This window comes from Klebsiella sp. Ech2A (assembly GCF_030078455.1).
In the GTDB taxonomy this organism is placed as follows: Bacteria; Pseudomonadota; Gammaproteobacteria; order Enterobacterales; family Enterobacteriaceae; genus Klebsiella; species Klebsiella terrigena.
Genome location: NZ_JAQGFU010000141.1, coordinates 1 through 11,391 on the forward strand (window position 1 = coordinate 1; position 11,391 = coordinate 11,391).

At 58.5% G+C, this 11,391-nt stretch carries 12 protein-coding genes; 1 reads left to right on the forward strand and 11 read right to left on the reverse strand.

Annotated features, from left to right (window positions below):
* Nucleotides 1-448: exodeoxyribonuclease VII large subunit (locus PFH44_RS19960; RefSeq protein WP_283825919.1), on the forward strand; the 448-nt coding region annotated here is incomplete at its 5' end.
* Here the strand turns inward: PFH44_RS19960 and PFH44_RS19965 are convergent.
* The 11 genes from PFH44_RS19965 to PFH44_RS20015 all read right to left on the reverse strand — a co-directional run.
* Nucleotides 449-673, reverse strand: coding sequence for a zinc ribbon domain-containing protein (locus PFH44_RS19965; RefSeq protein WP_045856297.1), 225 nt, complete (start codon nucleotides 671-673; stop codon nucleotides 449-451).
* Nucleotides 674-722: 49 nt separating this feature from the next.
* Nucleotides 723-1,814, reverse strand: a complete 1,092-nt coding sequence (locus PFH44_RS19970; RefSeq protein ID WP_283825923.1) for a Gfo/Idh/MocA family oxidoreductase — start codon at nucleotides 1,812-1,814, stop codon at nucleotides 723-725.
* A 131-nt stretch (nucleotides 1,815-1,945) separates the two neighbouring features.
* Entirely contained in the window at nucleotides 1,946-3,424 is a 1,479-nt protein-coding gene (gene der, locus PFH44_RS19975; protein WP_045856301.1) for a ribosome biogenesis GTPase Der, read from the reverse strand.
* Between the two features lie 114 nt (nucleotides 3,425-3,538).
* The gene (gene bamB, locus PFH44_RS19980; protein ID WP_041146707.1) at nucleotides 3,539-4,717 is read right to left on the reverse strand and encodes an outer membrane protein assembly factor BamB; all 1,179 of its coding nucleotides are present in this window, start codon (nucleotides 4,715-4,717) and stop codon (nucleotides 3,539-3,541) included.
* A gap of 10 nt (nucleotides 4,718-4,727) precedes the next feature.
* Nucleotides 4,728-5,348 (reverse strand): YfgM family protein, encoded by a 621-nt coding sequence (locus tag PFH44_RS19985; RefSeq protein WP_283825920.1) that lies wholly within the window; start codon nucleotides 5,346-5,348, stop codon nucleotides 4,728-4,730.
* Between the two features lie 34 nt (nucleotides 5,349-5,382).
* Nucleotides 5,383-6,657, reverse strand: coding sequence for a histidine--tRNA ligase (hisS, locus tag PFH44_RS19990; protein WP_045856304.1), 1,275 nt, complete (start codon nucleotides 6,655-6,657; stop codon nucleotides 5,383-5,385).
* 91 nt (nucleotides 6,658-6,748) lie between these two features.
* Complete coding sequence (gene ispG, locus PFH44_RS19995) at nucleotides 6,749-7,870, reverse strand: flavodoxin-dependent (E)-4-hydroxy-3-methylbut-2-enyl-diphosphate synthase (RefSeq protein ID WP_045856306.1); 1,122 nt, start codon at nucleotides 7,868-7,870, stop codon at nucleotides 6,749-6,751.
* A gap of 26 nt (nucleotides 7,871-7,896) precedes the next feature.
* On the reverse strand, nucleotides 7,897-8,874 hold the full coding sequence (rodZ, locus tag PFH44_RS20000; RefSeq protein ID WP_283825921.1) for a cytoskeleton protein RodZ: 978 nt from the start codon (nucleotides 8,872-8,874) through the stop codon (nucleotides 7,897-7,899).
* A gap of 272 nt (nucleotides 8,875-9,146) precedes the next feature.
* Complete coding sequence (gene rlmN, locus PFH44_RS20005) at nucleotides 9,147-10,313, reverse strand: dual-specificity RNA methyltransferase RlmN (protein WP_045856312.1); 1,167 nt, start codon at nucleotides 10,311-10,313, stop codon at nucleotides 9,147-9,149.
* Nucleotides 10,314-10,604: 291 nt separating this feature from the next.
* Nucleotides 10,605-11,036 carry a nucleoside-diphosphate kinase gene (gene ndk, locus PFH44_RS20010; protein ID WP_041146713.1) on the reverse strand — a complete coding sequence of 144 codons (432 nt, stop codon included), beginning with the start codon at nucleotides 11,034-11,036 and terminating at the stop codon, nucleotides 10,605-10,607.
* A 159-nt stretch (nucleotides 11,037-11,195) separates the two neighbouring features.
* Nucleotides 11,196-11,391, reverse strand: a 196-nt coding sequence (locus tag PFH44_RS20015) for a hypothetical protein (protein WP_283825922.1), incomplete at its 5' end; no start/stop codon positions are given.

Sequence of the window (11,391 nt, forward strand, 5' to 3'; positions counted from 1 at the left end):
GCAGCTGCGCCTGGTGCGTCAGCAGACGGCGCTTGAGCGGCTGCGCCAGCGGATGCGTCTGGCGCTTGATACGCAGATGAAGCGCGCCGATCAGCGCCAACAGCGCGCCCTGCAGCGCCTGAACGCGCACAATCCGCAGCCGCGTATTCACCGCGGCCAGTCGCGTATCCAGCAGCTGGAGTATCGTCTCGCCGAGAGCATCCGCGCGCGCCTGAGCGAACAGCGCGAGCGTTTCGGCAATACGGTAACCCACCTCGAAGCCGTCAGCCCGCTGGCGACCCTCGCCCGCGGCTATAGCGTCACCTCCGCCAGCGACGGCAGCGTCCTGAAGCAAACGAAGCAGGTGAAGGCGGGCGATCTGCTGACCACCCGCTTAAACGACGGCTGGGTCGAAAGCGAAGTGAAGGCGATCGTGCCGGTCAAAAAAGCCCGCGCGAAAAAGAAATAGCTACGCCTGGTCAGGCAGCGCGAACTCAACGCGCTTCTTCGAAATCAACCCGTGCCCGTGCTGGCAAAAATAGTCGATCGCCCCGCAGGCCTTTAAGACCTCCAGCGGCCGGTGGCAATCGGGACAACGTGCTTCTACGGCAAAGTCTTGTTCACAGCGGCCGCAGTGCGCGCGGCCGCCCTGCAGCTCCAGCGGCGTGTGGCAAAGGGGGCAGGCAAGTTCCATGGTGATTCCTTACGCAGTTTTCGTCTGCCCAGTTTACCACGACCGCCGTTCAGTGCGGGCCGCGCAATTGCTGCTGAAGCTGCAGCAGTAGAGCCACCTCGTCGATGCGCCGCCGGGTCAGCCGCGCGACCTCATCGGGGGCGCGCGCAAACAGGCTGTCCGCGCCGAGAATATGTTCCCCCAGGCAGTGCTCGTAGATCGCACCGGCCCGCCGCCAGCGCTGCACCTGCTCGCCGGCAACGAGCTCAACCACTTCGCTATTCTCACGGCGGTCAAGAACTATCGTCCGCCCGTCGCGCAGCGCTATCCGCATACCCTTCAGCCCTCCCGCAGGACCGGCATACTTGTTGAGCCAGATATTGAGCGGGATCCCGCTCAGCTCCCCCTGCAGATGCGCCTCCCCTTCCGCAGTTTGCGTATCGCCGGGGGCAATCGCCTGGCCCAGACGATCTTTCGCCTGCCGTACCGCAAGGTAAATTCGGTCGTCGCCGCCGCAGGAGCGGATCGTTTCCCGCAGCATCGCCAGCACGTGGGTGCCAATATCCAGGATCACCCCGTCGGGATGGCGCAGCCGGCGCGTATCCGGCCTGCCGGTAGCAAAATTCAGCGCCACCGGGTCGCCCCGCTCGTCAAACCCGCTGGGCTCCTGGAGAAAGCCGTCAATACGCGCAATATCCTGCGGCGAGGAGAGCAGCGGAAGGTCGACCTGCCCCCCGCTCTCCGGCTGCCAGCGGGCATCCAGCTGGCCCAGCGCCAGCTTTAGCGCGCCGTCGCGCGCCATCCAGTGGTCGAGCGCCAGCACCCGGCGGGCGTTTTCCGGCGCGCGCAGCAGCGCGCGTAGATGCGCAATCTGCTGCAGGGTCGCGACGATCGGCTTTTCCACCACAATTCGCGGGCAGGAGGAGGCGAGCGCCGCTTCCAGCACCGGAAGATGCTGCAGTGAGGCGGTGGTAATAAACAGGATGTCCAGCGTCTTTGCCAGCAGCGCGGCCAGCGAGCCGCAGCGGCTAACGCCCTCCGGCATCCGCTGAGGATCGCTATCAAAACCCCAGCACGCCGCCAGCGGTAGCGCCAGGTTTTTCAGCGCCGGCAGCCAGGCCGTCTCCACCACCGCGCCCAGCCCAATAAATCCTGCCTGCATCGTTCCCACTCCCGTTAGCACAAAGTAATCCTCTGAAATAATAAGGGAATTATGGCGGAACGCCGGGTAGATTGCGCGGTGAATGCTGCGCTCTGCGGCAATAAAAAACCCGCCAGCGGCGGGTTTATCTCTTATTTGCTTTTCCTGATGTGCTTAATCAAGCGCTTACGCTTACGCATCTGGTTCGGCGTCAGGGTATTGCGTTTGTTGGCAAACGGGTTCTCGCCCTCTTTGAACTGGATACGGATCGGCGTACCCATAACTTCCAGCGATTTGCGGAAGTAGTTCATCAGATAGCGTTTATAGGAGTCCGGCAGGTCTTTGACCTGGTTGCCGTGGATCACCACGATCGGCGGGTTATAACCACCGGCGTGGGCATATTTCAGCTTCACGCGACGGCCGCGTACCAGCGGCGGCTGATGGTCTTCCGCCGCCATAGTCATAATGCGGGTCAGCATCGCCGTGCTCACGCGACGGGTCGCGCTGTCATAGGCTTCGCGTACCGACTCAAACAGGTTGCCGACGCCGCTGCCGTGCAGGGCAGAGATAAAGTGCACGCGGGCGAAATCGATAAAGCCCAGACGGAAGTCGAGGGTTTCTTTCACCTGCTCTCTGACCTCCTGGCTCAGGCCGTCCCACTTGTTGACGACGATCACCAGCGAGCGGCCGCTGTTGAGGATAAAGCCCAGCAGGGAGAGATCCTGATCGGAAATACCTTCCCGCGCATCGATAACCAGCAGCACCACGTTGGCGTCTTCGATCGCCTGCAGCGTTTTGATAACCGAGAACTTTTCTACAACATCGGTAATTTTGCCGCGCTTACGTACGCCCGCGGTATCAATCAGGACGTATTCGCGCTCATCGCGCTGCATCGGAATATAAATGCTGTCACGGGTAGTGCCCGGCATGTCGTAGACCACGACGCGATCTTCACCGAGAATACGGTTAGTCAGCGTTGACTTACCGACGTTCGGACGACCAACGATGGCCAGCTTAATCGGCAGATCCTGCGGATTAAAGTCATCCTCCGGCTCTTCCGGCAATTCGCCGTTCTGCTCAGCTTCAAACTGCGCCCAGTAGGCGGCGTCTTCATCAACTTCTTCCGACGGGTCGATCTCTTCCGCCCACGGCAGCAGCACGTGCTCCAGCAGGCTGGTCACGCCGCGACCGTGCGAGGCTGCGATCGGGTGGATGTCACCGAGGCCCAGCGTCCAGAAGTCGGCAATGGCCTGGTCGGCATCGATGCCGTCAGTTTTGTTCGCCACCAGGAAGGTTGGCTTCTCACGAGAGCGGAGGTGCTTGGCGATCGCCGTATCCGCAGGCATCAGGCCGGCGCGCGCATCAACCATAAACAGCACCACGTCGGCTTCTTCAATCGCCATCAGCGATTGTTCAGCCATGCGTGTTTCAACGCCATCTTCCGTGCCATCGATACCGCCGGTATCGATACAGATAAATTCACGTCCTTCTACTTCAGCACGACCGTACTTACGGTCACGAGTCAGCCCCGGAAAATCCGCGACCAGCGCATCACGAGTGCGGGTCAGGCGGTTGAAGAGCGTGGATTTTCCAACGTTAGGGCGCCCGACAAGCGCGACCACAGGTATCATGTTAAATGCCTCATACAAATTACTATGCAACGTCGTTTTTCACGACGCTTTTAAAAACAGGAAAACGGCCCCTGTATACCAGGGGCCGTTTTTCAATCCTGACTACCGCGCAACTTAACGCGTAATCGAGTACAGCGTACCGTCCGTTGCCTGGATGAGCAGGCGACCGTCAGCCACGATGGGGTCAGTACGGAAGCCGGAGCTGTCAACCTTCTGCTGAGCCACAAAGTGCCCATCTTCCGGGTTCACCCAGTGCATGTAGCCTTCGCTATCGCCGACGACCAGATTTCCATTATACAACACCGGAGCGGTCAGCAGGCGATGCAGTAAATCGCTTTGCGTCCACAGCGTCACGCCGCCTTCGGTGGTCAACGCCAGCAGGCGATCGTTCTGATCGACCAGGTAGATACGGTTGCCGTCAACGATAAAGTCGTTCACCGAGCCAAGCTCGCGTTTCCACATGATCTGGCCGCTGCGCAGATCCAGCGCGGTCAGGTTGCCGTTGTAAGCGAGCGTATACACCACGCCGTTGACGATAACCGGAGTAGTATCAACGTCGTTCAGGCGATCGATTTCAGTCGGGCCAGTGGCCTGAGAGATGCGCTGCTGCCAGATGATCTGACCCTGCTGCATCAATACCGCGCTAACGCGACCGTTGTCGCCGCCAACGATGGCCGCGCCATAGGCGGTCGCCGGTGCGGATTCACCGCGCAGAGAAAGCGCCGGCATATCCAGGTTGACGGTCCACTTCACCGCGCCGTCGGCTTCGTTCAGCGCCTGCAGCTGGCCGTTGCTGGTGTGAACCAGCACCATGCCGTCGCTGACCACCGGACGAGAAATCGCTTCACCGGCCACGCGGGTCTGCCATGCCACGGTACCATCGCTGGTATTCAGGGCAAACAGCTGCGCTTTTTCACTGCCGATATAGACGTGACCGCCGGAGACGGTGACGCCACCGGAGAGCAGCGCCGGCGTGCGGGAGAACCAGCCGTCTTTCTCGGCCAGGTTCACCGACCACACCTCTTTCCCGTCGTCAGCGCCCAGCGCTTTAACGGTGCCTTTACGGTCGGCCGCGTAGACCACGCCGTCGGCAAAGGCCGGATGGAGGTTAGAGTAAAATTCGCCGATACCATCGCCAACTGAGGTGCTCCAGGACGTGGACGGCGTAAACTGATTTTCCACCGTCGGCAGTGGCGACATTTTCACCACATCTTCTTCGCTGTTAAACAACGAACAACCGCTTAATAAGGTAACGGAAAGCAGCCCTGGCAAAAGTAATTTACGCAATTGCATCGAGTCCCTCTCAGATGGACAAATTATTTATTTTCATACGCATCATTTCGCTGAGCGCCGGTGAAGCATCGCTTTTCACGCCCGCTTCCCACGCCGCGCGAGCGCCCTGCTTGTCGCCTTTATCCAGCAGAATCTCACCGCGAAGATCGGCAACAATCGCGGTCCAGCCTTCGCCTTTGATCCCCTCAAGGGTCTTCAGCGCCGCATCAGGATTTTTCAGCTGCAGCTGCACGCGAGCAAGACGCATGTTGATAACCGACTTCAGATTATCATCCGGGGCGGCGGCTAATCCCTGCTGAAGCTGCTTTTCAGCGCTCTGCAGATCGTTTTTCTCAACAAAGCGCTGCGCCAGCTCCAGGGAGGCAAACGCCCCGTAGGCATTTTTGCTGTCAGCAGCGAACTTCTGCGCCGAACTTAGCGCTTCAGGCTTGTCCGATTTAAGCGCGGAAATGGCATTCTCATAGGCTAAAGAGGAGTCTCTGGCCGTATCCTGCTGATGAGAGCTCCAGTAGCGCCAGCCAACCAGCGCCCCAATCCCTAAAATCACCCCAACGGCCAGCGCTTTGCCATTTTCGGCAAAGAAACGCTTGAGCGCATCGACCTGATCGTTTTCGTTGTTATACGTTTCCACGCAGTCCTTCTCCTGACTAATGATTCCCGGGAGATTAACCCAGAAGTGTGCGCAAATGCGCGGCAACGCTATCCTGCGTTACGGTAGTTTGCTCACCTGAGCGTAAATCCTTCACTACCACGTTTCCGTCAGCAATTTCTGATTCACCCACCACCAGAGCAATGCGAGCGCCCCACTTATCAGCACGGCCGAACTGTTTCTTAAAGTTGCCGCCGCCGTGGTTGGTCATCAGCTTAACGCCGGGCAGCTCATCGCGAACCCGCTCAGCCAGACGCATCGCTGCGGACTGGGTATCGGTTCCGGAGGCTACCAGGTATATATCGACAACAGGATCGGCTTTAAATTCCGGATTAACGGCCTGGACCAGTAAAACAAGACGTTCCAGCCCCATCGCAAAGCCGACTCCCGGCGCTGCGCGCCCGCCCAGCTGCTCGACCAGACCGTCATAGCGGCCGCCTGCGCAGACGGTTCCCTGCGAACCGAGGCTGGTGGTTACCCACTCAAACACGGTGCGGTTATAGTAATCGAGCCCGCGCACCAGGCGCTGGTTAACGGTATAGGCGATGCCCGCGTCGTCCAGCAGCGCGCACAGGCCGGCAAAGTGCTGCCTGGACTCTTCATCCAGGTAGTCGCCCAGCGCCGGCGCATCGTTCAGCAACGCCTGCACTTCCGGATTCTTGGAGTCCAGAACGCGCAGCGGATTGGTGTACATGCGGCGTTTGCAGTCTTCGTCGAGCTTATCTTTAAACTGCTCAAGATAGGCGACCAGCGCATCGCGATAGCTGGCGCGCGCTTCCAGCGAACCGATGGAGTTCAGCTCCAGCGCGACGTGCTCAGAGATACCCAGCTCACGCCACCAGCGGGCGGTGAGCATAATCAGCTCGGCGTCGATATCCGGTCCCTGCAGACCAAAGACTTCAACCCCCATCTGATGGAACTGGCGATAGCGGCCCTTCTGCGGACGCTCATGGCGGAACATCGGACCGACGTACCACAGACGCTGTTCTTGATTGTACAGAAGACCATGCTCGATGCCGGCACGTACGCAGCCCGCAGTCCCTTCCGGACGCAGCGTCAGGCTATCGCCGTTGCGGTCCTCAAAGGTGTACATCTCTTTTTCAACCACGTCGGTCACTTCGCCGATCGCGCGCTTGAATAACGGGGTCTGCTCTACAATCGGCAACCGAATTTCGCTGTAACCGTAGCTGCCGAGCACCTGTTTCAGTGAGCCTTCAATGCGCTGCCAGAGAGCGGTCTCGCCCGGCAGATAATCGTTCATGCCACGGATGGCTTGAATGTTCTTTGCCACGTTTATTCTCTTTATATATATACAAAAATGAACCCCGGCGCGTTGCGCCCGCGGGTCCAATCATACACGGGAAGTCTTACGCTGCCCCGGATTATTTCTCTTCAACCTGCTGGACGTCAATACGGCGCGCTTCATCAAGCATCGAGGCTTTCGCACGGATACGCGCCTCGAGCTGAGCGATCATATCGTCGTTATCCAGCCGGTCTCTACGCACGCCGTCTTCGTACAGGCCGCTCTTCTTATTGCCGCCGGTGACGCCGAGCGTCGAAACCAGCGCTTCGCCTGGGCCATTCACCACGCAGCCGATGATCGAAATATCCATCGGGGTAATGATATCTTCCAGCCGCTGCTCCAGCGCGTTAACGGTCCCGATCACGTCAAACTCCTGACGCGAACAGGTCGGGCAGGCGATGAAGTTGATCCCGCGGGCGCGAATGCGCAGAGACTTCAGGATATCGAACCCAACCTTGATCTCTTCAACCGGATCCGCCGCCAGCGAAACGCGCAGCGTGTCGCCGATCCCTTCGTTAAGCAGCAGGCCGAGGCCGATCGCCGATTTTACCGCGCCGCTACGGGCGCCGCCGGCTTCGGTGATCCCAAGATGCAGAGGCTGATCGATCTGCTTCGCCAGCAGACGATAGGATTCCACCGCGAGGAACACATCCGACGCCTTGACGCTGACCTTGAACTGGTCGAAATTCAGACGATCGAGATGATCGACGTGGCGCATGGCGGATTCCAGCAGCGCCTGCGGCGTCGGCTCGCCGTACTTTTCCTGCAGATCTTTTTCCAGCGACCCGGCGTTAACGCCGATGCGGATAGGAATGTTTTTATCGCGGGCGCAGTCAACAACCGTGCGAATGCGCTCTTCGTTGCCGATATTGCCCGGGTTGATACGCAGACAATCCACCCCGTACTCCGCCACTTTCAGGGCGATACGGTAGTCAAAGTGGATATCGGCGACCAGCGGTACGTTGACCTGCTGTTTGATGAGCCTGAACGCTTCCGCCGCATCCATCGTCGGTACGGAGACGCGGACGATATCCGCGCCAACGCGCTCAAGGGCTTTGATTTGATTTACGGTCGCGGCCACATCGGTGGTGCGCGTATTGGTCATCGACTGGACGGCGATGGGGGCGCCATCGCCAATCGGCACATTCCCAACGTAAATTCGTTTCGATTTTCTACGTTGAATCGGAGCCTGGTTATGCATGAAAAATCTCCCGCGTTACCCGTCTGTTACTGCGCCGGTGATGTTTCGGCATTAAGGGTCAGACGCGCAACCTGGTTAGTTCTGATAAAACGACTCAAATCGACTGGTTTACCCAGATACTGAATCTGTACCGCAGCCGGCGCACCGATTTTCAGCTTATAAGGTGCCTGGCCGCTTAAGTTCAGGTTACCGCCCTTACGTTGCAAACCGCTGAACAGCTTCTTGCCGGTTGCATCGCTCACTTCCAGCCAGCAGTCGGCAGAGAAGTTCAGGACCAGATCCTGAGCCGCAGCGGCTGCGGTCACGTTCGCCTGATCGGTTGGCAGCGGAGAGGCCGGAGCCGCAGCGCCTGCTGCGGTATCGACCTGCGCCTGAGACGGGGCAACGACGGCGTTATTATTCGCCGCGGTCGCAGCCGGAGCCGCCGGGGCAGGAGCCGGCGCGGCTGAGGTATCCACAGGCGCGCTGTTCGCTACGTCCGGCGCCGTGTTATCGGCACCGTTATCTAAGGGAATGCTCTGGCTGCCGCTGTCGCCCGCATTCAGCTCGGCGGTTGACTGGTCGGCCATCGTGGTAATCTCTTCCTGCTGCGCCTTATGGTCTTGCCACCACCAGGCGCCGCTCAGGCCAATCACCACAAACAGCACCAGCCAGGTGAAGCTCATCAGCCAGCCGTCGCGCTTTTTACGGCGTTTGCCCAGAGAGAAGCTCTGCATCGGCGCAACTTTCGCCGCGCGAATAGGCGCCTGTTTTGCCATCATCGGCAGCAGCTCTTCTTCCGGAATATGCACCAGACGCGCATAGGAGCGGATGTAGCCGCGCAGGAAGGTTGAAGCGAGGTCGGCTGGCGCCTTGTCGTCTTCGATATCACGAACCGTGGAAACCTTCAGGCATAAGCGCTCAGCCACCGCTTGCTGGCTGAGTCCGAGTTGTTCGCGGGCATTGCGCAGACGCGTGCCCGTAGTGTTTGCTTCTTGATGATCTTGAGTGGCTTCAGTATTCATTCGACAACTACTGGTACGTGAAATTTAAAGTTCAGCGCCGGTAAACCCCGCGCCGCGAAACATCTGCAAAGCGTCAAACACACAGTATAAGTCCGTATGGCGAACTATCACAGATACTTATCAATATTGAATGCTAAGCGGTTGTTGTGCCGCTACATACTGCCTCAAAGTCGACAAAAACGCACCGTAATTATTGGCCGAATCAGCCTGGTTCGCCTACCGAGGAAACATAATGATGCAGCGCGCGTGAAATATTGCGCGCTGCGCATTTGTCAGATCGCTTTCACGTCAATCGTTTCGCCCTGCATACGCTTGCGCAGCGTACGTTTGGTGCGGTCGATAACGTCACCGGCAAGCTGTCCGCAGGCGGCATCGATATCGTCGCCGCGCGTTTTACGCACGATGGTGGTGAAGCCATAATCCATCAGCACCTTGGAGAAACGATCGATGCGGCTGTTGGAGCTGCGGCCATACGGCGCGCCCGGGAACGGGTTCCATGGGATCAGGTTGATCTTGCACGGCGTATTCTTCAGCAGCTCTGCCAGCTCGTGCGCATGCTCGGTGCCGTCGTTGACGTGATCGAGCATGACGTATTCGATGGTCACCCGGCCCTGGTTGGCGTTGGACTTGGAAATATAGCCGCGCACCGAGTTCAGGAAAGTCTCGATGTTGTACTTTTTGTTGATCGGCACGATCTCATCGCGAATCGTATCGTTCGGCGCATGCAGAGAGATGGCCAGCGCGACGTCGATCATATCGCCGAGCTTGTCCAGCGCCGGGACCACGCCGGAAGTGGAGAGCGTCACGCGACGCTTGGAGAGGCCAAAACCAAAGTCGTCGAGCATGATTTCCATCGCCGGTACGACGTTGGTCAGGTTCAGCAGCGGCTCGCCCATCCCCATCATCACCACGTTGGTGATCGGACGCTGGCCGGTAATTTTTGCCGCGCCGACGATTTTCGCCGCGCGCCAAACCTGGCCGATAATTTCAGAGACCCGCAGGTTGCGGTTAAAGCCCTGCTGCGCCGTTGAACAGAATTTACACTCTAACGCACAGCCAACCTGAGAGGAGACGCACAGCGTCGCGCGATCGTCCTCCGGGATATAGACCGTTTCAACGCGCTGATCGCCGACGGCAATCGCCCATTTGATGGTACCATCGCTGGAGCGCTGCTCTTCGACGACTTCCGGCGCGCGAATTTCCGCGACTTCCTTCAGCTTATTGCGCAGGACCTTGTTGATATCGGTCATATCATCAAAGTCATCGCTGCAGTAGTGATACATCCATTTCATCACCTGATCGGCGCGGAAGGGCTTCTCGCCCATGTTTTTGAAAAACTCGCGCAGCTGCTGACGATTCAGATCCAGCAGGTTAATTTTGGCGTCTTTGTTCGGCACCGTCAGAGCGGCGTTATCAGGCGTGACAATATGTTCAGACATAATCTATTCCGGCCTCGTTGTTACACGTTATGGCCCCAGGTGGGTTGAAAAAAGAAGCGCCCCAATGAACGAGTGCTCGTCCAGGGGCGCTGCATTGTACAAAGTCTGGTGTATCAATACCACGTTTGCACGCGGCAATGATGAAAAAATCTGTTGCTGCGTACTTCACCCTCTATGGCTTTTCGATTGTCGCAAGGCGGCAAGCAAGTAAATCCCCGGGAGCATAGATAGCTATGTGACCGGGGTGAACGCGCGCAGCCAACGCCGCGACGGTCGAAAAGACGACGAGGATTAGCGGGTGCGCGGGCAAACCTCGCCTTCGGCGAAGAAGAACGCGATTTCGCGGGCAGCGGATTCAACGGAGTCGGAACCGTGGGTGCCGTTCTCGGTGAAGCTGTCAGCGTAGTCTGCACGCAGGGTGCCGGCCAGCGCGTTGTCCGGGTTAGTTGCGCCCAGCAGGTCACGGTGACGCTGCACGGCATTTTCGCTTTCCAGAACGGATACCACGATCGGGCCGGAAGTCATGAACTCAACCAGACCATCAAAGAACGGGCGACCTTCGTGCTCGGCGTAGAAACCGCGAGCCTGCTCAACGGTCAGGTGCAGCATTTTGGTGCCAACGATTTTGAACCCTGCAGCTTCGAAGCGAGAAAAGATGCCGCCAATAACGTTTTTTGCCACCGCGTTTGGTTTAATGATGGAAAAAGTACGTTCAATAGCCATGATTACCTCTAATAAAATTTTATGTTGTTGGGCATACGATCGTATGGCCTGGCGCGCATTATAAAGAGCAACTCAGGCGCTGCCTATGGATGAAGGTAACATTTTGTTAAAATAAGACGAGTTTTAGCAACACAAACCGCAGGGCTTTATCTCTCCGACTTATTGCAGAGTGAAGTTCGCCGCCGCAACCTGCCCCGCCTCATCCATCACCACCAGCTGATAGCTATCCAACCGCTCCAGCGTCAGGCTCGCACCGGCCCCCGCCGCGTCCAGCGGCTCGCCGTTGAGGAACCACCAGCGTCGCCCCGATCCGCCGGTGGTCTGCAGCGTCACCACCACCCGCGCCGCGCCGGGT